Source organism: Paenibacillus sp. EKM10P (assembly GCF_011800655.1).
Taxonomy (GTDB): domain Bacteria; phylum Bacillota; class Bacilli; order Paenibacillales; family Paenibacillaceae; genus Paenibacillus; species Paenibacillus polymyxa.
Window position 1 is genome coordinate 580,986 of sequence record NZ_JAALET010000002.1, and the last position, 20,446, is coordinate 601,431.

24 protein-coding genes are annotated in these 20,446 nt (G+C 46.9%); 1 reads left to right on the plus strand and 23 read right to left on the minus strand.

Annotated features, from left to right (window positions below; translation table 11 throughout):
* Positions 1 to 52 precede the first annotated feature (52 nt).
* The 5 genes from bshB1 to HFE01_RS08030 are packed head-to-tail and all read right to left on the minus strand — an operon-like array spanning position 53 to position 2,969.
* On the minus strand, positions 53 to 745 hold the full coding sequence (gene bshB1 / locus HFE01_RS08010) for a bacillithiol biosynthesis deacetylase BshB1 (protein WP_044785198.1): 693 nt from the start codon (positions 743 to 745) through the stop codon (positions 53 to 55).
* Entirely contained in the window at positions 742 to 1,179 is a 438-nt protein-coding gene (mgsA, locus tag HFE01_RS08015; RefSeq protein ID WP_013371648.1) for a methylglyoxal synthase, read from the minus strand. The genes bshB1 and mgsA overlap by 4 nt, the downstream gene beginning before the upstream one ends.
* Positions 1,180 to 1,235: 56 nt before the next feature.
* Entirely contained in the window at positions 1,236 to 2,039 is an 804-nt protein-coding gene (gene dapB, locus HFE01_RS08020) for a 4-hydroxy-tetrahydrodipicolinate reductase (RefSeq protein ID WP_025365116.1), read from the minus strand.
* A gap of 31 nt (positions 2,040 to 2,070) precedes the next feature.
* Entirely contained in the window at positions 2,071 to 2,589 is a 519-nt protein-coding gene (locus tag HFE01_RS08025; protein ID WP_016822188.1) for a tetratricopeptide repeat protein, read from the minus strand.
* A gap of 50 nt (positions 2,590 to 2,639) precedes the next feature.
* Complete coding sequence (locus HFE01_RS08030; protein WP_007430805.1) at positions 2,640 to 2,969, minus strand: nucleotide pyrophosphohydrolase; 330 nt, start codon at positions 2,967 to 2,969, stop codon at positions 2,640 to 2,642.
* Between the two features lie 213 nt (positions 2,970 to 3,182).
* Here HFE01_RS08030 and HFE01_RS08035 point away from each other — a divergent pair, with 213 nt between their 5' ends.
* Positions 3,183 to 4,052, plus strand: coding sequence for a YitT family protein (locus HFE01_RS08035; RefSeq protein WP_016822189.1), 870 nt, complete (start codon positions 3,183 to 3,185; stop codon positions 4,050 to 4,052).
* Positions 4,053 to 4,128: 76 nt separating this feature from the next.
* Here the strand turns inward: HFE01_RS08035 and HFE01_RS08040 are convergent, their stop codons facing one another.
* The 18 genes from HFE01_RS08040 to aroH form a co-directional block, all read right to left on the minus strand.
* Positions 4,129 to 4,974, minus strand: coding sequence for a sporulation protein YpjB (locus HFE01_RS08040; RefSeq protein ID WP_107733436.1), 846 nt, complete (start codon positions 4,972 to 4,974; stop codon positions 4,129 to 4,131).
* A 78-nt stretch (positions 4,975 to 5,052) separates the two neighbouring features.
* Positions 5,053 to 5,607, minus strand: coding sequence for a GNAT family N-acetyltransferase (locus HFE01_RS08045; protein WP_243208160.1), 555 nt, complete (start codon positions 5,605 to 5,607; stop codon positions 5,053 to 5,055).
* 123 nt (positions 5,608 to 5,730) lie between these two features.
* Entirely contained in the window at positions 5,731 to 6,381 is a 651-nt protein-coding gene (locus tag HFE01_RS08055; protein ID WP_025365122.1) for a DUF1405 domain-containing protein, read from the minus strand.
* Between the two features lie 173 nt (positions 6,382 to 6,554).
* Positions 6,555 to 6,734: an IDEAL domain-containing protein gene (locus HFE01_RS08060; RefSeq protein ID WP_013371655.1), complete on the minus strand. Its 180-nt coding sequence runs from the start codon at positions 6,732 to 6,734 to the stop codon at positions 6,555 to 6,557.
* Positions 6,735 to 6,756: 22 nt separating this feature from the next.
* On the minus strand, positions 6,757 to 7,263 hold the full coding sequence (locus HFE01_RS08065) for a gamma carbonic anhydrase family protein (RefSeq protein ID WP_016822194.1): 507 nt from the start codon (positions 7,261 to 7,263) through the stop codon (positions 6,757 to 6,759).
* A gap of 54 nt (positions 7,264 to 7,317) precedes the next feature.
* A complete protein-coding gene (locus HFE01_RS08070; RefSeq protein WP_107733433.1) occupies positions 7,318 to 8,427 on the minus strand; it encodes a hypothetical protein in 1,110 nt (369 codons plus the stop codon).
* Between the two features lie 183 nt (positions 8,428 to 8,610).
* Entirely contained in the window at positions 8,611 to 9,195 is a 585-nt protein-coding gene (locus HFE01_RS08075) for a histidine phosphatase family protein (protein ID WP_025365124.1), read from the minus strand.
* A gap of 67 nt (positions 9,196 to 9,262) precedes the next feature.
* Entirely contained in the window at positions 9,263 to 9,889 is a 627-nt protein-coding gene (locus tag HFE01_RS08080) for a hypothetical protein (RefSeq protein ID WP_013371659.1), read from the minus strand.
* Positions 9,886 to 10,482, minus strand: a complete 597-nt coding sequence (locus tag HFE01_RS08085; protein WP_013310707.1) for an RNA polymerase sigma factor — start codon at positions 10,480 to 10,482, stop codon at positions 9,886 to 9,888. The genes HFE01_RS08080 and HFE01_RS08085 overlap by 4 nt, the downstream gene beginning before the upstream one ends.
* Positions 10,483 to 11,317: 835 nt before the next feature.
* Positions 11,318 to 12,406: a prephenate dehydrogenase gene (locus HFE01_RS08090; RefSeq protein WP_107733432.1), complete on the minus strand. Its 1,089-nt coding sequence runs from the start codon at positions 12,404 to 12,406 to the stop codon at positions 11,318 to 11,320.
* Between the two features lie 26 nt (positions 12,407 to 12,432).
* The gene (gene hisC / locus HFE01_RS08095) at positions 12,433 to 13,536 is read right to left on the minus strand and encodes a histidinol-phosphate transaminase (protein WP_017427553.1); all 1,104 of its coding nucleotides are present in this window, start codon (positions 13,534 to 13,536) and stop codon (positions 12,433 to 12,435) included.
* Between the two features lie 57 nt (positions 13,537 to 13,593).
* Positions 13,594 to 14,400, minus strand: coding sequence for a tryptophan synthase subunit alpha (gene trpA / locus HFE01_RS08100; RefSeq protein ID WP_107733431.1), 807 nt, complete (start codon positions 14,398 to 14,400; stop codon positions 13,594 to 13,596).
* Positions 14,397 to 15,593, minus strand: coding sequence for a tryptophan synthase subunit beta (gene trpB, locus HFE01_RS08105; RefSeq protein WP_107733430.1), 1,197 nt, complete (start codon positions 15,591 to 15,593; stop codon positions 14,397 to 14,399). The genes trpA and trpB overlap by 4 nt, the downstream gene beginning before the upstream one ends.
* The gene (locus tag HFE01_RS08110; RefSeq protein WP_107733429.1) at positions 15,590 to 16,276 is read right to left on the minus strand and encodes a phosphoribosylanthranilate isomerase; all 687 of its coding nucleotides are present in this window, start codon (positions 16,274 to 16,276) and stop codon (positions 15,590 to 15,592) included. Before HFE01_RS08110 ends, trpB begins: the two co-directional genes overlap by 4 nt.
* Positions 16,273 to 17,067 carry an indole-3-glycerol phosphate synthase TrpC gene (gene trpC / locus HFE01_RS08115; protein WP_019687861.1) on the minus strand — a complete coding sequence of 265 codons (795 nt, stop codon included), beginning with the start codon at positions 17,065 to 17,067 and terminating at the stop codon, positions 16,273 to 16,275. The genes HFE01_RS08110 and trpC overlap by 4 nt, the downstream gene beginning before the upstream one ends.
* Entirely contained in the window at positions 17,057 to 18,103 is a 1,047-nt protein-coding gene (gene trpD / locus HFE01_RS08120) for an anthranilate phosphoribosyltransferase (protein WP_019687862.1), read from the minus strand. The genes trpC and trpD overlap by 11 nt, the downstream gene beginning before the upstream one ends.
* Positions 18,104 to 18,137: 34 nt before the next feature.
* Positions 18,138 to 19,688: an anthranilate synthase component I gene (gene trpE / locus HFE01_RS08125; RefSeq protein ID WP_016822204.1), complete on the minus strand. Its 1,551-nt coding sequence runs from the start codon at positions 19,686 to 19,688 to the stop codon at positions 18,138 to 18,140.
* A gap of 383 nt (positions 19,689 to 20,071) precedes the next feature.
* Positions 20,072 to 20,446, minus strand: coding sequence for a chorismate mutase (gene aroH, locus HFE01_RS08130; protein ID WP_016822205.1), 375 nt, complete (start codon positions 20,444 to 20,446; stop codon positions 20,072 to 20,074).

A 20,446-nucleotide genomic window follows, 5' to 3' on the forward strand; every position in this document is an offset into this window, starting at 1 on the left:
CTCGTATGCCCATGTAATTCAGCATTCTACAACATGCGTAAGTATATAATCCTTATGTGAATAGCTTAACCAGATATGGCGTTTTGGACGCAAATCCTTCTGCATATGAAATCAGTTTACGTTGACCCAACAACGAGTCCCGAGCTTTTACACGTTCCACGTACCCCTGATTCAGTGGTGTGGATACCGTATCCTTCCCAGGCGCTGCCTGAAATTGCGAAGCATAACTCAACAACGACTGTTCCTTGGCCTCATAATGCTCGGTAATGTCCACGATCAAGTCCGTTCTGCCGATATCATTAATAAAATAAAAATATAATTGCTCTACCTGTACTGCAGGACTTTCGGGCATAAAGCGTCTCAACTTGGCGTTAAACACAGCTTCCTCTACTAGCTTGCTGCACATGACATGATCCGGATGCCGATCCTCCCAATAAGGAGCAAATACAATTTTTGGTGCATGGCGTCTGATTTCTGCTGTAACTGCAGCTACATGTTCAGGAGTTACATATAACCCACGATCAGGCAGACCCAAATTCGTCCGCACAGCCAGCCCGAGCACTTTTGAAGCGTGTTCAGCTTCTGCCATACGAGTATCCACATCACCATTAGATGACATTTCAGCCCGTGTCAAATCGCACACCCCCACCTTTAACCCAGCGGCTGTATGCTTGGCAATCGTGCCTCCCATTCCTATTTCTGCATCGTCGGCATGGGCTCCGAAAATCAGGATGTCCAGCGTCATTTTACATCACCCTGCTGGTCAATGCCCGGTTTATATTTATGTACCAGCTCACGCCAAGCAAAATCGCCACGATCTAGCGCTTTAACCAGTATTTCAGCAGTTGCAACGTTGGTTGCCAAAGGAATCCCCTGTACATCACACAGACGTAATAATGCGCTAATGTCCGGCTCATGCGGCTGTGCCATGAGTGGATCACGCAAAAATATAATCAAGTCCATGTCATTTTGCGCAACCATAGCCCCGATTTGCTGATCTCCACCAAGCGGCCCAGACATGAAGCGGTGAATTTGAAGCTTGGTTTGCTCCATAATGCGCTGACCTGTTGTACCTGTTGAATATAATTGGTGATCTGTAAAAACATGCTCATATGCCGTAATAAAATTAACCATTTCATCCTTTTTGCGATCATGCGCTATAAATGCAATCTTTAACATTCGAAATTCCTCCTGCCTCATTCTATAATTCCATTCATCAATTCATTCGTATATTCTTAATCAATGTAATGCTCAAAACCATATACAAGCCCCGGCTGCTCCATTACCTTCTGGATACCGATTTTAACACCAGGCATGTATCCAGCCCGTTCATATGAATCCTGACGAATTTTCAGAGATTGTCCAAATCCTCCAAATATGACTTCTTGCTGTGCGAACACACCGGGAAGACGGACACTGTGAATGCGGAAGCCTTGGTAGTATCCGCCTCGCGATCCTTCTAGCGTTTCTTCCTCTTCCGGGTTGCCTTGTCGTAGCTCCTGACGCTGCTCGGCAATCAGCTCTGCAGTCTTAATGGCTGTGCCTGAGGGCGCGTCCAATTTTTGGTCACCATGATATTCGATGATTTCCAGATGAGGGAAGTATTTTGCTGCCTGAGCCGCAAACCGCATCATCAAAATGACGCCGATCGAAAAGTTGGGCGCAATCAGACCACCAATTTGTTGCTCACGACACTGCTTGTCCAGTTCTTCAATTTGTTCAGGAGTAAACCCTGTCGTACCGATAACTGGACGAACTCCATGCTTAATAGCAAGCGCTGTATGTGCGTACGCAAAACGCGGCCCCGTAAAGTCAACCATGACATCGGCTCGACTCTCCAGTAAAGCCTGCTCTACATCCTCCATAATAGCGATACCAGCTTCCGGTAGTCCGACGAGAAGGCCGGCATCACTGCCGGCGTGTGTTCTGTTCACTGCGGCTACAAGCTGTAGTTCCTCATCCTGAAGAACCAATTTGACCACCTCACGGCCCATACGCCCTGCTGCTCCAACGACAGCCACTTTTATTGGTTCTGACATATCCCTACAACTCCTTATGCATCCATTTGTGCTAGATTTGTTCATTCATCTGCTGGCATAATTTCTTCATGAGGTTGGCAAGCTGCACATTATGAGGAAACAGCGCTGCAGCCTCACGAGCAGCCTGCACAGCCAGCTTATATTCATTCAATTCGTCATAAATCAAAGCGAGCAGTAAAAATGCGTCACCACATAACGGATCAAGGGAAATTGCCCGTTCGAGCAGCAAAATCGCATCCTGGCGCATCTGTGGCGTAGCTCTGTCGACCTCCAGCATTTTTCTGGCTTTTTCTGTATACTGCCTGGCTTCCTGCGCATGCAGATGGAGAACATATTCATCCTGCTGTGGAGCGAGACGGACCGCATGCTCTGCATATGCCAGGGCCTGCTCCAATCGTCCACTGCGAGCATAGGTAACCGAGCAACGGAAATAATGCTCCGCATGATCAGGCTGGGCTGAAATCGCTTTTTCAAACCATTCCACCGCCTGCTCAAAATCGTTCTGCAAAATGCACTGATAAGCTTTCTGAACGTATTCCTCCGCCTTCATGACACTGCACCTCCGGGTAACCGGTTTGGTACAGCATATGTACAAAACGCCTAATCGGTGTCCTTTTTGGTCCAGCGATTCGCGTCACGCGTGTTAAATTTATGCATAACCTTATCATGTGCCTCAGTCAAATTGATACCTAGTGAGTTCGCAAAGCAAACAGTGATGAACAAAATATCCCCCAGTTCCAGCTCAATGGAATTGTCCGCCTCATCCGTTTTTTTCGGCTTCTCACCAAAGGAGTGATTGACCTCCCTTGCCAGTTCGCCGACTTCCTCGGACATCCGGGCCAACATGGCCAAAGGACTGAAATACCCTTCCTTAAATTGAGAGATATACTGGTCTACCTCACGTTGAATTTCATCTAACGATTTTTCCATGAAACACGCAATCCCCCCATGTGCAGGTTTATTCATATGTTATCGTAAAGCACATTTTAAAACAAATTTTTTTTAATTGTGAACTAACGAACCCAATTTGCAGTCATCTGTCTTTTAAAGCTGTCGCAAAAAGGTATACTAAACATAAGGGGCTGCGATTTAGCAAAAATTGCATGTAGTCGCCATCCTTAAACTGCTACTGTGAGGGATCATATGAAAATATCCAAGTCCATGGAACAGCTTAAATTGATTTTGCCCATCGTATTTGGCACCGCCATCTATGCATTCGGTCTGCTTTATTTTATTATACCCAGTAAACTGATGGAAGGCGGTATTACAGGGATCACCCTGCTGCTAAATTATGCTTTTTCGATTTCACCTTCTCTCTCCACTTTGTTACTGAACATTCCATTATTTTTAATTGGATGGAAAATGCTTGGGGGCAAGCAGATTATATACACGGGGGTTGGTATCGGGTCGCTCACATTCTTTTTGTGGTTGTTTGAAAAAATGATTCATCTCGGATGGATGGGGACCTTTCAGACTGAACACGATTTTATACTTTCTTCATTATATGCAGGGGTTACGCTTGGGGCCGGATTAGGTATTGTGTTTCGCTTTGGCGGCACTACTGGAGGCTCGGATATTATCGCTCGTATTTTAAACCGGAAGTTTGGCTGGAGTATGGGAAGGATTCTGCTGGTCATTGATATTGTCATTATCGGCGCTTCATTACTTTACATACCAAAAGAAAAAATTCTATATACATTAGTGGCTGTGTTCATCGCGTCCAAGATTATTGATTTTATACAAGAAGGGGCCTACTCTGCCAGAGCCTTTATGATTATCAGCGACCATACGATGGACATTGCAGATATTATTACCAGGGACATGGATCGTGGAGTTACCATTATTCCGGCTGTAGGTGCATTTTCCAAACAGGCCAAGCATGTTGCCTATTGTGTCGTGTCCCGTCAGGAAATAAGACGACTGCATCAAATTGTTAAATCAGTTGATCCACGGGCGTTTATCATCATTCAGGATGTTCATGATGTACATGGCGAGGGGTTCAAAGAGGAATAGCCCGGTAATCCGGGCAATGGGCTGACATCTATGAATGGCTCCACAACCAACGACGCGAATGTTCAAACTTTCATCATTACCCAGTGAAGCCAGCCCGATATTTACGATAACCTGCATAGGCCAGCGCCAACAGCACAATCATGCCGATAGCCAATTCAGCCCGGCGCTCACTCTCACGCGGGATAAATGGCGCCAGTGCGGTAGCATCTTTTTCACGTCCAAACAAGGCATTCAACGTCGGGTTGCCCTGGTCCAATGCTCCTCTAATCGCTGAGGCATCTGCATTTTGCTGATCCCCCAATCCTTTGACGTAGGAAATCCAGGAATCAGTCCGCACGACCTCAGTTGTTCTGCCATGAATCAATGCTGCTGTACGGATCGTTTCATAGTGGTCTTCCAGCACTTCGGTACCAGCTTTGAATCCCTTCATGTTCCCTTTAGCAAACTGGTTATTCAAGCCGCTAACATCTTCTCTTAAAATCTTATAATACTGCTGCCATAAGGGCTGGCGTGGGTGCGCAATCGCATCTGTCGCAAGCCGTAAATTGGCCGCTGCCTTCACCCACTCATCCGGGGATGCTTGAACCGATTGTGTAGCTTGCTGCACTTCCAAGATGCTGCCGGATAGAGCATGAATGGCCTCTACAGATAGCGTAGCCTGTATCTGTCCAGTGCTAAACCATCTGCTCACCTCGGCTACATCCGCGCGCGCTTTTTCAATATTCCCGTCCATTACGTCACGGTACAGTGTCGCAGCTGCATGATCCAGTTCTTCAATTTCCTTGCTATTACCTTCGGGTTTTGACTGATCGCGCGCTTCTGCCATACCTGGAGGGACGCAGACGGACAGCAGCAGGACCATGGATAACACAATACTTGAAACCACACGTAACGTAATACGAACCCCCCGACCCCTAATCATGGGACATCCCTCCTCACCTTACTGTATGGCAAGGTTAACGGGACTAGAACTGGCTTTAGGTGAATCATTCGAAACCGGCTATGATATGGAAAAAATAGGAAACATAAGTGGATTTTCATTACATCTGTTTGGGTGCTTAGTCATATAAAACAGTGTAGTATAAGGAATGTCGCCCGCTCCAAAAATATCGTAACAGTTCATCGTATCTCCTTCGAAACCTGCAACAACAATCGTATCGTATTGAGGTATGTGCCAAAACTTGTCTTTAAAAAATAACGTACTATAAAATAAAACCAACCACTCATTGTTTTCCGCAGAAAAAAGTGAATACGGATTGAAGTCAGCACTCTTCATTTTCAACAACTGCAAATTCGGCATTTCTTCCATATTTAATTGATCAATCTTTATGTTTAGGTTGCTGGTAGGTGCCTTCCGACTACATTGATAATCAGGTGCCGAAGCGAAGCCGAATCTAGGATAAAAATCCTTCACACTATCATTTCCAAACAGATAGATACCATCACAATTGCCATGCCAATCTCTCAGCGCTTGCTCTACTAAAAACCGACTCAAACCTTGATTCCTGTAGTTTGCAATCCCCCAGTTGATACCAGGCTTCAAAATCAAAACCAAAACTCTGTTTTGCTAAATAATTAAAGCTTGCTTTTATTTTGTGATCATCACGGATGCCTTTTTGGAATACATATTCCTTCTGATTTATAACGATATGCATCTCTATTTCTCCATTCAAAAGACTCAAGCTAGTTCACGATAAGACGATACCTTTCGATTGCGTGCTAGCATGGCAAGCCATGCCGCTACAATACTAACAAGGGTCAGCATGTAGGTAAAAGTACGCACTTGCGTCACATCATCCGTTAGCGTCCTGGGAAGATAAGGGTATATGCCATAGGTATAATCCATCGTATCATTTAACAATGTCCAAAGTGCGGCTAAGCATAAAGCAATCCATTTGCAGCTAAAAAACCGTACAAACAGTAACGCTTCGACCGCCATTGCTGTGTGAGATGCTATCAGCATCCAATCCTGCCATACCATAGGTCCCCCCTGCGCAACTCCCCACAAAATAATAGCCGAAGCCCAAATGCCGTACTTTACACTCGTAACGACAGCCAATGCTTCCATGATCTGGCGAATGACCTTCAAGCTTTTGAAATGCGGAGGATAGAGCAAAAATGCTATAGAAATTGTAAAAAATAGGCTGGCCGTCGGACTATCAGGCACAAATACAATCTGCCACGCCGGGTGATAATTCAGTGTATATTCCAGCTGTCCCCCATACCATATGTACCCATACACCGTTCCAACTAAATTACACCAGAACAGCAGCCACAAAAAGGGCCGGCTCGTCAAGAACGACCGGCTCCACAAATAAGATAACGACACGTCCTTCATCCTCCGTTCATACGACAGTTGCCTTGTACAGGCACTATCCTACAATGACTATATCATATCCAAGCGTATCAAAAAAACCTGACCGCCGTTACAGTCAGGTTTGATGATATAATCTCGAACTGGCGCTTGGTCAAAATGACCACCTTAAGCTTACCAAAAGCGGTCTAACTCATTGCTTTCAGCTCATCCGTAAGATGACGAAAAGCTACTTCATCTCCGGAGGCTAACGCCTCATCAATATCCTTGTAGAGTTTTTCACTCCGGTGTTTACGTAATGCCTCGTCCAAAACCATCTCAGCAGACAGGCCCAACATTACCTCATAAGTAACCTTCATTTTATCCATAGGATGCACCTCCAACATGAGTTTAAGAGATCCTATATTCTTTTCCTTTCGCCACATAGCTGAGTGTCGTTCGTGACATCCGCTGCAAATCTGCATCTGTCAATTCGCGCACCACTTTGGCAGGTGTACCGATAGAAAGAGTATAGGGTGGTATTTTGGTATTTTCCGTAACGACCGACCCTGCTCCTATTAAAGCATATTCACCAAGCTCCGCTCCGTTGAGTACAATGGCCCCCATACCAATTAAAGTGCCTTTGCCTATCGTACAACCGTGGATAATGGCAGCATGTCCTACCGAAATATCATCCGCCAGCAACAGGGGCTGATTCGTGTTCACATGTCCCACGACACCGTCCTGAATATTGCAGCGTTCACCGATAATGATAGGCGCCATATCCCCGCGCAGTACGGCATTAAACCATACGGAGGAATCTTGGCCGATCGTTACTTTTCCGACAATTTTTGCTCCTTCTGCCACATAGACAGATGAATGGAGTTGTGGCAAGTTTCCGTTGTAGTGAATTAGCATCAACTTCACCCTCTCATATTTTGGGTGAAATTCTATCAATATGTGTACTGCTTGTCAATGGAGCTGTATACCCGAGTCGTTTCGCCCAAGACGGCACTCTCCCGCCAACTTCTGCCCCCAGGCCGTCATTTGTACAGAGGGTCCTGTCGGATGCTCACCTTGTCGAAGCATACCCAAGTGAAGCATCATTCGTATAATCCTCTGATCAAAGACCGAACGGGAGGTATCATAGTAAAACGGTCGGATCAGTGGGCCGATATGCACAAAAAGCGACTCTGAGGAAGTCCATGGCCTGGCACATTCTCCAATCCAGTAGACTAGTGAAAGCAGATTGGGTACGGCTCCTTTATACAATCTTAACCAAAACCTGAATAGCTGTATCATTTCATCCTCAATTGCGAGTTCCTGTTGCGCCTCCCCTTTTGCGGTCAGCTCAACCCGGTCTCCCTTCTCCTCAATATACTTGGAGTGCCGGGCGTAATCATACAGTAATGCCATTCGATCCGGATAAAACTTAAAAGAGGAACCATAGCCAAAACGCCATCCTCCTTTACCCAATAACGGCTCCGCAATGTGCAAATGCTCCATTAGCTGCTGCTGATTGCGACGGTACCAAGCTCCCTCAGGATTAAGCAGAACCTCATGCTGCCTCATATATTGAAGGAAAAGCCGTAAATCCTCCGCCAGTAGATGCCCTTCATCCCGATACGACGACGGTTCGCTTACCCGGATCATTCCGTTTTGAAAGTCATGTACCATAACACGCCGAAAGCGCTCCTTCAAATCCGAAGGAATTTGGTACAAATATCTCGTATTGTGCGTTGAACCATTGAACAACCAGCCGCTAGAACGTAGACGGGTCACAATATCTCGTGGTCGCTCACCAGCATCTCCGTCCTGCTCGACAGACTGTTTGGCAATCGCAATCAATTCCTCCATACTGAAATAAGGTCGGTCATCGAACAATAGCGCATTCAAAAACCTTACCTCTGACAACCTCAGCTCCTTGACCTGCGTCTCAAAAAAACTACTACTGCCGAGCTTTGTCAAAATCCCTTGGATCAACTCATGCTTGGAATTAGGTTTGCAGTCACAATCGTAATACACTGCGATTCTGTTCAAATGCACAATATCCGCAAATGTCAGCATATCCGCCAGATTCATTGTTCCATCGCCTCGTCACTGGACTGTCATCCGGAAATGATTCTTACCTGTTGTACCCACAGCTTTGACGGAATCTTCAGACTCTAAACCTCTTTTTTTGCAAAGGTATAATTAAAAAACAAAAAGACCACGACTCTACGATGAGTAGAAGCCGTGGTCTTTCACAAAGTATTGGAGTTGCAGTCACTTTTTCTCTTGCAAATGCTTCGTGCAATTATATAAAAGCGGTTCCCAGTCCGCATCCTCACGCTGGAGTACACTTAGTGACAAATTGCCAATTCGTTCTGTAAATTTTTCCTGATACAGAGCCTTATACAAATTAGCCAAGAAACCCCCGTGGGAAACGATCAACAGATTCTTGTCCCGATTTTCCGTCCAAAGAGCCTCCATAAAAGCTAGCGCACGAAGCTGAAGATCTGCATCGCTTTCCTGCCCTAAATCCAGCAGATGCCAGTCAACTCCCCACTTCTCTTCACGTTCGGCCTGTGTCATCCCCTCGACCTGACCATAAGCACGTTCTCTTAGTCGATCATCAGGTTCCAGCAATGGCAAATGCAGGGCAGAGGCAATAATATCCCCCGTCTCTTTCGCTCTGGAGAGACTACTTGTAATAAGCCCGTCCCATTGATAAGGCTCTTCCTTCAATCGTTCTGCCAGCAAGCGTGCCTGCCGACGCCCTTCCTCATTCAACGGAATATCACTGTGCCCCTGGATTTTTCCTACCGCATTCCAATCCGTCAATCCATGTCTGATCAAGCCAATAAGCATTGTGTCAGTCCTCCGCTGTTGTGTTATTCAGGCATATAATGAATTTTATATGGAGCCCATCTGCCAGCTAATTTCTAACTCTTCTCGTCCGATGGATCCAGCCCAGAGAAAATAAAGCAAGCGCAAGTGCCAATACAGACAACAACATCCAGTATTGCGGGTAAGTAGGAACAATGCTTGCAACCAGCGGATCCATAATGCCACTATTCACATCTTTAATGTGGTATTGATACTGTGGAGATGTACTTGTAGTTTCCAGTAGGCCTGTCGGTAAAATACCCGTGTCCATGACAGGAGCCGCTTGGGGGGGATTTTCCTGAGAGGAGCTTCCATTCCAGTTCAAAAACAAAAAGCTGCACAAAAATACGGCCAAGAAGCCGGCGATCCATACAGACATATACTTACGGGCTGCTGGGTTCACACGCGCACGTCGATGCTCGCCCGGAACAAGCCACGGTGATTCTTCATAAATTCGATCCATGACTCTACGATTCATTGCCTCTAGCTTATCATCTGTTATTTCAAAGGAAATATCACGAATAGCCGATCGACTTTCTTTTGACAAATTCCAATCATTCTCTTCCGAACCATGCTCCCACCCGGCAGACGAGCTTTTGGCCCGTCTGCGCTCCGAGTCTTGTTTCGATACATTTTTGCCTGTAGCGAACAAATCCTCAGCGTCCCTGGATTTCATTGGCTGCTCATCCCTTCGTTTTCCTCATAGAGAGGCTCAAAAAAATAAGGCTCCAACTGCGTCTTCACACTGGTTCTTGCCCGGAAAAGCAATGACTTCACCGCACTGACCGTCTGTCCTAGAATAGTCGCAATCTCCTGATAATCTAATTGCTCATATTCACGCAAAATCAGCGCAGATCGCTGCTTCTCAGGCAATCTGTTGATTGCTTCACGAACCATCTCTACCTTCTCACCGCGAAGAACAGCCTGCTCCGGGATTACATCCGATGGAGCTACCGGTACATAACCGCTCTCTTCCAATGGAACCTGACCACTACGGTGCTTACGAAGCTCACTGAGCACCGTATTGCGTGCAATTGTATATAGCCAAGTGGAGAACGATGCATCTACCTCGCGAAAAGAATGCAGGCTCCGATACGCTTTATAAAACGTCTCCGAGCATAAGTCCTCAGCAATCATTTCCAGGTTCGAGCTTTTCAGCATATGATAAACAAAAGCTAAAATTTTACGTTGGTGCCGCCTCATTAATTCTGAATAAACCTCAACATTACCTTGTTTGATTTCCTGAATCATCTGGGAATCTGTCATCATCCGAGTGAGACCCTCCTCGCCCATACATGTGCTGTTTTCCCGTCCGATTCTGTCTATATATACCGAACAGGCCAAAAAAAGTTGCGCCCTCTGCGCAAATGGATGAAACAGCATCATGGAACATTTGTTATTTTCTTACCCTATGTAGTGCCAACATTAACGGTGCTATCCCCAACAATATTCAATATCCAAAATGGACTTACCCATTGTACCACAAAATGGCCGCCAGTAAAAAAGTCCAAAATCCCCACGATTTCCATCAAAGGCTCCCTAACGCTGGCAGCTAATTCATTTAAACCGCTTTTCAATGGATTTTAAGTTTATTCAAGATAAATGACAAATCCAATCAAAGTGTTTCATTTAGAGCACCAATAAGGATAATTAAACAAAAAGAAAACGCTTTAAAAAAAATATTGACAAAATGAAAACGTATACATATAATAAAAGTACAGTATGGTTTCTCTCCACTCCTATCCTACTCAGCTACTTTACTGAAAGTAGCTACCACCTGGGGCTTTACCCGGGTGGTCTTTTTTTTCTTTATTAATAAGTAGTAAAGGAGTATTCCATCGGCTCTTCAAATAACAAAAAAGCGGGAAGAGAACCTTCGCCCGCTTTAAATCTTTTCTTACTACTTCACTCCAGAAAGTATGATGCTTTTAAGGCGGTCCGTAGCGGAGCGATTCATTTGAATCTGGAGAAGCGCAGCGTTCGCCTTTGCCTGCGGATTTTCCCCTTTGTACATATATTCAGAAAATCTGCAGGCAACAGCGATCGTAAGATCAAATGAATCGCGGAGCGGTCTACCTCCTTATTGAACACTCATACTTTCCTTCTATACAACCACTTTATAGCCCATCGAATCCAGTAAGGTTTTGGCACGCTCCCAGTCCTGTTCTTGACGGAAGGAAAGCCTCATGATGCCAGGAACATCCTCCCGACTTTCAATGATTCGCATATTGCTCAGATTAATGCTGTGATTTCCTAGTTCCATTGCAATTCTTCCGATAATCCCTGGGGTATCCGGTACATCAATATACAGATCAAACGTAGAGACAATAACTCCTTTACGACGCTCTGGCAGTTCACTGCGGAAATGCCCTGCTGTCAAAAATTCGTCAGCAATTCCCTCTCCGTCTTGTGTTCTCAGCAAGTGAGTAAAACGCTCAATCTGCCCATTCCATTCTTCCAACAGGCCCAGTAAAACATCACGATTACTCAGCAAAATGTCCCGCCACACAACCGGATCACTAGAGGCTATCCGTGTAATATCACGAAACCCACCAGCAGCCAATGTACGGTACAACGGATTTTCATCATTGTGCTTTCGTACCTGATTCACCAGCGCTGCTGCAATAATATGTGGAAGATGGCTAATCGCACCAACAATATCGTCATGCATATCAGGTTGGACACGCACAACATGAGCACCGGTATATTTCAACAAACGCTCCAGCGAACTGTAAGCTTCCTCAGGCACACCCTCTGCAGGGGAAAGCACATAATATGCATTTTCAAACAACAACGCAGAAGCAGCCTTGACACCGGAACGCTCCGAGCCGGCCATCGGATGACCTCCGATAAAGTAAGCATTGCGCAAAGATATTTCTGATGCCTTTTTGGCAATCGCCGATTTCGTGCTGCCTACGTCGGTAATAATACACCCCACTTTAAGCGGTAACTTACTTAACAGTTCAAGATAATGCTCCAGTAAACCAACCGGTACGCATAAAAAAATAAAATCGGCTTCCTTGACCGCCTCTTCAACCGAAAGAGTCGCGGTGTCCACGACACCACGGCTTAGCATCGGTTCTATCAGTTCAGGAAGATGAGCATGACCGACCACAGTAATATCCGGCTTCCCTCTAAAACAAAGTGCGAGGGACCCGCCAATCAGTCCCACGCCGAAAATGGCAATCTTCATCTATTATCAAATCCCATCTGCGGAAATTATAGGCGTACTTTCGCCGCTTCCGCCCCCAGGACCTGTTCCAGCGCACGAATAAACAACTCATTTTGCGGCTGTGATCCAACCGACACCCTAATATATGTCGGATATTTGTGATGACCTGCGCGAATAATCACACCTTTACGAAGCAACTCCTGAAATACCTCACCGGATGGACGACGTACGTCCAGCATAATAAAATTACCATGTGCCGGGAAAGACTCCAGCCCCAAACGCTTCAGCTCATTTTGCAAATAAGCTCTACCCTCTGCATTACGATCCCGACATTCCTGAACAAATTCCTGATCTTCCAAGGCAGCAATGGCCGCAGCCTGTGCTACACGTGAAGTATTAAACGGCTCACGAACCTGATTGATCAAGCGAATGGTTGCCTCGGCTCCCATACCATATCCGATACGTAGCGAAGCCAGACCATAGATTTTGGAGAAGGTACGCAGTACAACCAAATTTTCATAAGCTGACAACAAGCGAATACCGTCTGGATACGAACGATCTATTACAAACTCAGCGTAGGCTTCATCCAGCACCACCATGATATGCTTTGGCACTTGGTTCAGAAACGCAATCAGCTCAGCTTCGGGTACAATCGTTCCCGTCGGATTATTTGGATTACAGATCCAAATAATTTTTGTACGGTCATTGATATGAGACAGCATGGCATCCAAATCATGTACACCGTCACGCAAAGGCACCTCAACTGCAACTGCTCCCTCAATTTCCACGTTACTTTTATAGACGGAAAATGTCTGATCAGCCATGATGCTTTCTTCCCCTGGAAGGAGGAATGCACGCGTAATCAACGCAATAATTTCGTCAGAGCCACAGCCATAGATAAATTGTTCTTCTTTTAATCCCGTCCGTTTAGCTAGTGCCTGTGTCAAAGCAACTGCACTTCCGTCAGGATATACACTGATGTTAGCAAACTCCTGCTGAATGGCCTGCAACACTTTGGGAGAGCTGCCATACGGATTCTCGTTTGAGGCGAGCTTGATTACTTCATCGAGTCCCAGCTCACGTTTCACATCCTCAATCGGTTTACCGGGCTGATATACTGGCAAATGTACAATATGCGGTTTAGGTTGCATGCCCCTTCCTCCTCTATCCAATCAGAACTAAATTAAATATTTTATATTTGACACCCATTACTGCTTTAATTGTGCCACAAAATCGCGAATTTGCAAAAGCCCTTCTTCTCTGCGTGCAGAATCCTCCAGCAATGGAATGGCTTCCTCCACCTGTCGCACAATGGCACTGCCAACCACAACTCCATCGCAAATGTCTGAAAACCGGACAACCTGCTCACGATTTGAAATACCAAAGCCTATCGCCACCGGAACATCCGTATGCCGTTTGACCTGCGCGATAAAGCCCTCTATACCTTCAAAAAAAGAAGCTCTTTCTCCGGTTACACCCAGCGAAGATACACAGTACACAAATCCTCGGGCCTGACGGGCAATTCGTTCGATCCGTTGTTCAGACGTTGGGGCTACCAGCGGAATCAGATGCACACCTACCTCTGCTGCCCGTCCTCCCAGCTCCTCTGCTTCTTCAAGCGGAAGATCCGGAATAATCAGACCACTGATACCGTACTCCTGCAAGCCTGCAAAGAAAGCATCCATCCCCATCTGCAATACAGGATTATAATATGTGAACAGAATAAAAGGCAGCCTTGAACCTGCCGCCCTAGCCAGAGACGCTGTCTCCATACAGGTGCGGATTGAAATTTGCCGTTTCAGTGCACGTTCAGACGCACGCTGAATCACAGGGCCGTCAGCCAACGGGTCCGAATAAGGTACGCCTAGTTCCAATATATCGGCTCCGGCTGACTCTAACTGCCGAATGATCTCTATCGTGGTATCCACATCCGGGTCGCCTACCGTCAGAAAAGGAATTAATGCCGTTTTGCCTTCATGTTTAAGGCGTTCAAACGCCTGATCAATTAAATTCATGACGGATTTCCCCCTAAATACTTGATAATGGAGTCCACATCTTTATCCCCGCGCCCAGACAAACAAATTACGATAATATCATCTGCAGTCAAAGTAGGTGCCAGCTTGGCGACCTGTGCAACGGCATGTGCCGACTCTAATGCAGGCAGTATTCCTTCGGTACGGCAAAGGAGCTGAAGTGCATCTAGCGCTTCCTGATCGGTAATCGGGACATATTGGGCCCGCTCAATATTTTTTAGGTATGAATGCTCCGGTCCAACACCTGGATAATCCAGTCCAGCCGAGATGGAATGCGCAGGTTGTACTTGTCCGTACTCATCCTGAAGCAGATAACTCATAGAGCCTTGGAAGACTCCTTGCGTCCCCTTGCTCATGGTAGCTGCATGGAATTCCGTCTCGACGCCTTTTCCAGCAGCCTCCACGCCAATCAAAGCAACACCTTGATCCTCTATGAAAGGATAAAACATACCGATAGCATTGCTTCCGCCACCGATCGCTGCCACAACAACATCCGGAAGTCTGCCTTCCTTCTCCAAGATCTGACGGCGTGTTTCATCGCCTATCACACGCTGGAAATCCCGCACCATCATCGGATACGGATGCGGACCGACAGCCGAACCCAAAATATAGAACGTGTCATGAACATGGCTCACCCAATAACGTAAAGCTTCATTCCCGGCATCCTTAAGTGTACGTGTACCCGATGTCACCGGAATCACTTCCGCACCCAAAAGCTGCATCCGAAATACGTTCAACTGCTGGCGAACCGTATCCTCTTCGCCCATAAACACTTTGCATTCCAATCCGAGCAATGCAGCTACGGTAGCCGTTGCGACACCATGCTGTCCTGCACCTGTTTCGGCAATGACCTTCTGTTTTCCCATACGCTTCGCCAGCAATCCCTGAGCCAATGCATTATTAATTTTGTGGGCGCCAGTATGGTTTAAATCCTCGCGCTTCAAGTAAATTTTAGCCCCGCCCAGATGTTGACTCAGACGCTCTGCATGATAAAGCGGCGTTTCCCGACCCGAATAGTCTTTCAGGAGTCCGTTCAACTCTGCCTTAAATTCAGGATCATCCGCGTATTTTCGGTAGGATTCCTCCAATTCAATCAGTGCGTTCATCAACGTTTCCGGTACAAAACGTCCGCCAAATGTTCCAAAACGTCCGTTGTTATCAGGTAATTGTGTCATGCCTGCTTCACCCTTTCTACGAATGCTGTGATTTTTGCAATGTCCTTGACTCCGTTCGTCTCTACACCGCTGGAAACATCCAGCCCGTCGGGATGATACTCGCTAATCAGCTTTTCTGCGTTATCGGCAGTCAGCCCCCCAGCTACAAACAGAGGGATTCCGTGTTGATGAGTCCAAGCCTGATAGATGGGAATTCGATCCCACGCAAACGTTTTTCCAGAACCGCCGCCATACAGGGGATCGTATGTATCCAGCAGTAAAGCATCAATTGTTCCAACGTAGGCCTCCAGTTCGTCCGCCCGGCGTTCTGCCTGGCCCTTCACCGTCTGCTCTTGATTGTGCACAGACCAAGCCTTGAATACCTGTATGCCGAAATGTTCCTTAAGCTCCCGGCAACGCTGCGGACTCTCCTGTCCATGCAACTGAATGACATCCAATGGTGCTTTCTCCATCACATCGTTTAACAGTGCATCGTCAGGGTTCACAAATACGCCCACGCTGCGCGGTCTGCTGCCCGAGGCCCATTCATCCAATACGCGAAGCAACTCTCCAGCATGTGCGCCGTCAATCCGGCGCTTGCTGTCAGCAAACACAAAACCTATATAATCGACCGGTAAGTTTACCATAGATTTTAGCACTTCAACGCTTTGAAGTCCACAAATTTTTACGCCCGTTTTGTTCATGCTTTAACCCCGTCCATCAATTCGACTACAGCCTGTCCTACATCTTCCTTACGCATCAGATGCTCCCCTACCAGAATGCCGTGCGCACCTACCGAATGCAGATACTTAACATCTTCCGGTCCTGCAATGCCGCTTTCGCTGATGAATGTAACCCCTTTTGGGATCAGTGAGATCAGCTCCTCTGTCGTCTGGAGACGGGTCTCAAATGTCCGAAGATTGCGATTGTTCACACCAACTAAGGTCGCTGTACCCAGATCCAGCACTGCTTTAAGTTCCTCACTGTCATGCACCTCTACCAACGCATCCAGCCCAAGATCCTTGGCGATTTGCAAGAATGACCCTAAAACATGGGGTTCCAATATCGCGGCAATCAACAGTACCGCATCCGCTCCCAATAGACGAGCTTCATAGATTTGCCGTTCATCAATGATAAAATCTTTTCGCAGCAGCGGAATTTTCACTTGATCGCGAATTTGCTGTAAATATTCAGGACTCCCCTGAAAATACGTAACATCTGTCAGTACAGAAATGCAATCGGCTCCTGCTCCCTCATATGCACACGCAATATCCACCGGATGGAAATTGGGTCGAATCAACCCTTTGGACGGAGAAGCCTTCTTTACTTCAGCAATCAGCCCGAGCGGACGGTTGCGTCCGCTGGCGATCGCATTTTCAAATCCTCTCGTCACAGGTAAATCTGCAATTAAGCGTTCGGCTTTATTAATCTCAAAATGCTGCTTAAGCTGCTCCACTTCTTGTCGCTTCGTCACCACAATTTTATCAAGATACATATTGATATTCCCCCGTTGCTTGTATTAATTGATCCAGCTTGGAAAGTGCCAGTCCAGAGTCGATGGCTTCTGCTGCTCGCGCTACTCCGTCTGTCAAGGTAGCTGCTGCGCCTGAGACATAAATACATGCTCCTGCGTTCGCTAACACAACATCACGATAGGCTCCATGCTCTCCGTTCAAAATTCGTCGTATGATATCTGCGTTAACCTGTGCATCGCCGCCTAACACCTGATCTAGAGAATGTGTCTGCAAACCCAGATCGGACGGATGAAGCTCGAACGTGTGAACCTTGCCGTCCTTGAGCTCAGATACTCGCGTCGCAGCCGAAATACTAATCTCATCTAGTCCATCCAAACTGCTGACAACCATGGCTCGTTTGGAGCCGAGCTGGTTCAATACCTCGGCAATCACTTCCGTTTTGCCGGCATCATAAATGCCCAACAGCTGTCGATCCGCACCAGCCGGATTCGTCAATGGACCGAGCATATTGAATACTGTCCGCACACCTAGCTCACGGCGCGGCGCGGCGGCATGCTTCATAGACGGATGATACAGCTGTGCGAATAAAAAGCAAATGCCAATGCGGTCCAGACACGATCGCGCCTGATCACTTGTCAAATGAATGTTGACTCCGAGTGCCTCCAGGACATCAGCGCTTCCGGCACGGCCACTTGCAGACCGGTTGCCATGCTTTGCTACCCGTACGGAAACCGAAGCCGCGATAATAGCAGATATCGTGGAAATATTAAACTTGTGAATACCCGAACCCCCGGTGCCGCATGTATCCAGTAGACGACTGTTCCCTTCTCCAGCTTGCACTGGACTAGCGTAATTGCGCATTGCTTCGGCAAAACCGGTGATTTCATCTACCGTCTCTCCCTTGAGGCGAAGAGCCGTCAGGAGCCCGCCGATTTGCGCCTGTGTAGCACTCCCACTCATAATCTGTTCCATCACGCTACGGGCCTCCGTACGCGAAAGATGCTGTCCCTCAATGATCCGGCTTAACCCTACTTGCATCATGTCATGTCGTTCCATTGTCGTCTCCTCCTCAGAATCAGATTTTTGTGTGTTACGGAGTGTACAAATAATCTTGGTTGATGACGCTGTTGTAAGGCTGTGTCGTTGCTGGGAACATCGCTTCCGCCGTGCGGATTGCTTTCAGCAGTGCCTTTGCTTTGTTCACCGTCTCCTGATACTCGCTTTCCGGTACGGAGTCCCACACAATTCCAGCCCCTGCCTGGACATAGGCCCGGTTCTTTTTAAACACAATTGTGCGAATCGTAATGCAAGCATCCATATTGCCTGAGAAGCCCAAATATCCAATTGCTCCTGCATAGGTTCCGCGTGCTTCCCGCTCCAGCTCAGCAATAATCTCCATCGCCCGTAGCTTTGGAGCTCCGGATACGGTGCCGGCCGGCAGGCAAGACAGGAAAGCATCGAAGAAATCTTTGTCCTCACGCAGTTCGCCCGACACATTCGATACAATGTGCATCACGTGGGAATAGCGTTCAATCTCCATGAATGTATCGCATTTTACGGTGCCAAACTGGGATACACGTCCCAGATCATTTCTTCCCAGATCTACCAACATCAGATGCTCTGCACGTTCTTTTTCATCCTTCAACAATTCTTCAGCAAGCGCCGCATCTTCGGTTTCCGTTACGCCACGCGGTCTCGTTCCTGCAATCGGTCGGGTCTCTACACGGCCGTTTTCCACCTTGACGAGTGCCTCCGGCGAAGTGCCTACGATGATCTCGTCATCCATTTTCAGATAATACATATATGGCGACGGGTTCATCGTGCGCAGCACGCGGTATACCTGTAGTGGAGAGGCCTCTGTATCGATGTGAAAACGCTGGGACAGTACAACCTGAAAAATATCACCGGAGCGGATATACTCCTTTGCCTGCTCCACGTTTGATATAAATTGTTCCTTTGTCACATTGGATTGGATCTCACCCAGTTCCACATCATCAGGAATGGAGGCAGAGCCTAATCGCTCCGGTGGGGACTGCTTGCGCAGATACTGCGCCGTGTTCTCCAACTTGCGTTCCACATCTGCATAAGCAGCACGAATGTCCTCCTCGCGGAACCCTTCACCTATATGAACATTGCCAACCAGCAAAATTTGCTGTTTCACATGATCAAAGACAATGACTTGATCGCAAAACATAAAACGAATATCATCCATATTCAAATCATCTACCGAGTGCTCTGGCAGCTTTTCGTAGTATTGAAGCAGGTCATATCCAAAAAATCCGATAGCCCCGCCTGTAAATGGAGGCATGTCTTTCAGTTTCGGACTACGGTATTTACGAAGTAATGCTTTGAGCGCTTCAATCGGCTTGTCGCTTAATATTTGCCGTTTACCGTGTTGTTCCAAAATCAATCGACCTTTTTTACCTGAGACCATCAGAAATGGGTCTGTTCCGATGAAGGAATGTCGCGCCCACTGCTCGCCTCCCTCTACACTCTCCAGCAGAAAGGCACGGTCCCGCTCAGCATACCGACGGAAAATCCGAATCGGCGTCTCCATATCAGCCAGCACTTTTTTGTACACAGGAATCAGGTTAAATTCATTCGCCATCGCTATCACTTGCTCCACATGCGGCGTTAACATGAGATCACTTCCTTTCCAAATTGGCGCAGAACCCAATGGAGAGAATAAAAAAGCCTCTACCCGTAAGGTAGAGGCTGTCAGTTATTGAAATTATAAGAATGCTCCATATGTAAAATGATCACAGCAAATAGAAAAGCATACACTTATCCCTTTTGCATAACCGCGCAGGTTACCCCAAATAAGCTTCTCTATAGAAGAAGGTCTCTTCATGGACAAAAGCTTACCCGCTACCGCTGGTCTCTGTAATCTCATATGGAATTGGCTAGACTACACTCTTCTCATCTCAACTCTGCTCTGGCTAACTCTACTCTACTCAACTCTGCTACACACACTATATCTCATGGAATGTTACTTTGGCAACCATCAACTTAAAAAATGGACGATTATTTCCCTTGGGAAGCCAGATCCGGTCTTAGCATCTGTGCTCCGTTCAAATATACATGTTTCATTTCACGCTGAGATTTATCGGTATTCACCTGTACCATCAAACGGATGCACTTGGGCAAGCTACCAGCCACAGGAATTTCTAATGCACACATGAGCGGAACCATGTCCCAGCCGTCAAGCTGACGGATGGCCATGGCTGGAAAGGCAGCATCCAGGTCATGGGTCACCGTTATCCATACATTACTAATATCCTCTGGCTGAATTTCATTGTAGGATACAATTTCCTCCAGTAGTTGGCTTGTTGCTTCCAAAATTTCGTTTGCTTCATTATTCGTCACGGTCGTCGCGCCACGAATTCCACGATTGTACAT

What these genes read in the sequence shown, in the direction of transcription:
- HFE01_RS08075 (WP_025365124.1), bottom strand. Translation starts at nt 9,195, where the DNA reads ATGCTTATTGGCTTGATCAGACATGGATTGACGGATTGGAATGCGGTA.
- HFE01_RS08080 (WP_013371659.1), bottom strand. Translation starts at nt 9,889, where the DNA reads ATGAAATCCAGGGACGCTGAGGATTTGTTCGCTACAGGCAAAAATGTA.
- HFE01_RS08085 (WP_013310707.1), bottom strand. Translation starts at nt 10,482, where the DNA reads ATGATGACAGATTCCCAGATGATTCAGGAAATCAAACAAGGTAATGTT.
- hisC (WP_017427553.1), bottom strand. Translation starts at nt 13,536, where the DNA reads ATGCAACCTAAACCGCATATTGTACATTTGCCAGTATATCAGCCCGGT.
- dapB (WP_025365116.1), bottom strand. Translation starts at nt 2,039, where the DNA reads ATGTCAGAACCAATAAAAGTGGCTGTCGTTGGAGCAGCAGGGCGTATG.
- HFE01_RS08090 (WP_107733432.1), bottom strand. Translation starts at nt 12,406, where the DNA reads ATGAAGATTGCCATTTTCGGCGTGGGACTGATTGGCGGGTCCCTCGCA.
- trpE (WP_016822204.1), bottom strand. Translation starts at nt 19,688, where the DNA reads ATGTTAACGCCGCATGTGGAGCAAGTGATAGCGATGGCGAATGAATTT.
- trpC (WP_019687861.1), bottom strand. Translation starts at nt 17,067, where the DNA reads ATGTATCTTGATAAAATTGTGGTGACGAAGCGACAAGAAGTGGAGCAG.
- bshB1 (WP_044785198.1), bottom strand. Translation starts at nt 745, where the DNA reads ATGACGCTGGACATCCTGATTTTCGGAGCCCATGCCGACGATGCAGAA.
- HFE01_RS08070 (WP_107733433.1), bottom strand. Translation starts at nt 8,427, where the DNA reads ATGAATCTGGCGGATATGCTGACATTTGCGGATATTGTGCATTTGAAC.
- HFE01_RS08065 (WP_016822194.1), bottom strand. Translation starts at nt 7,263, where the DNA reads ATGCTAATTCACTACAACGGAAACTTGCCACAACTCCATTCATCTGTC.
- HFE01_RS08110 (WP_107733429.1), bottom strand. Translation starts at nt 16,276, where the DNA reads ATGAACAAAACGGGCGTAAAAATTTGTGGACTTCAAAGCGTTGAAGTG.
- aroH (WP_016822205.1), bottom strand. Translation starts at nt 20,446, where the DNA reads ATGTACAATCGTGGAATTCGTGGCGCGACGACCGTGACGAATAATGAA.
- HFE01_RS08030 (WP_007430805.1), bottom strand. Translation starts at nt 2,969, where the DNA reads ATGGAAAAATCGTTAGATGAAATTCAACGTGAGGTAGACCAGTATATC.
- HFE01_RS08025 (WP_016822188.1), bottom strand. Translation starts at nt 2,589, where the DNA reads ATGAAGGCGGAGGAATACGTTCAGAAAGCTTATCAGTGCATTTTGCAG.
- mgsA (WP_013371648.1), bottom strand. Translation starts at nt 1,179, where the DNA reads ATGTTAAAGATTGCATTTATAGCGCATGATCGCAAAAAGGATGAAATG.
- HFE01_RS08035 (WP_016822189.1), top strand. Translation starts at nt 3,183, where the DNA reads ATGAAAATATCCAAGTCCATGGAACAGCTTAAATTGATTTTGCCCATC.
- trpD (WP_019687862.1), bottom strand. Translation starts at nt 18,103, where the DNA reads ATGGAACGACATGACATGATGCAAGTAGGGTTAAGCCGGATCATTGAG.
- HFE01_RS08060 (WP_013371655.1), bottom strand. Translation starts at nt 6,734, where the DNA reads ATGGATAAAATGAAGGTTACTTATGAGGTAATGTTGGGCCTGTCTGCT.
- trpA (WP_107733431.1), bottom strand. Translation starts at nt 14,400, where the DNA reads ATGAATTTAATTGATCAGGCGTTTGAACGCCTTAAACATGAAGGCAAA.
- trpB (WP_107733430.1), bottom strand. Translation starts at nt 15,593, where the DNA reads ATGACACAATTACCTGATAACAACGGACGTTTTGGAACATTTGGCGGA.
- HFE01_RS08040 (WP_107733436.1), bottom strand. Translation starts at nt 4,974, where the DNA reads ATGATTAGGGGTCGGGGGGTTCGTATTACGTTACGTGTGGTTTCAAGT.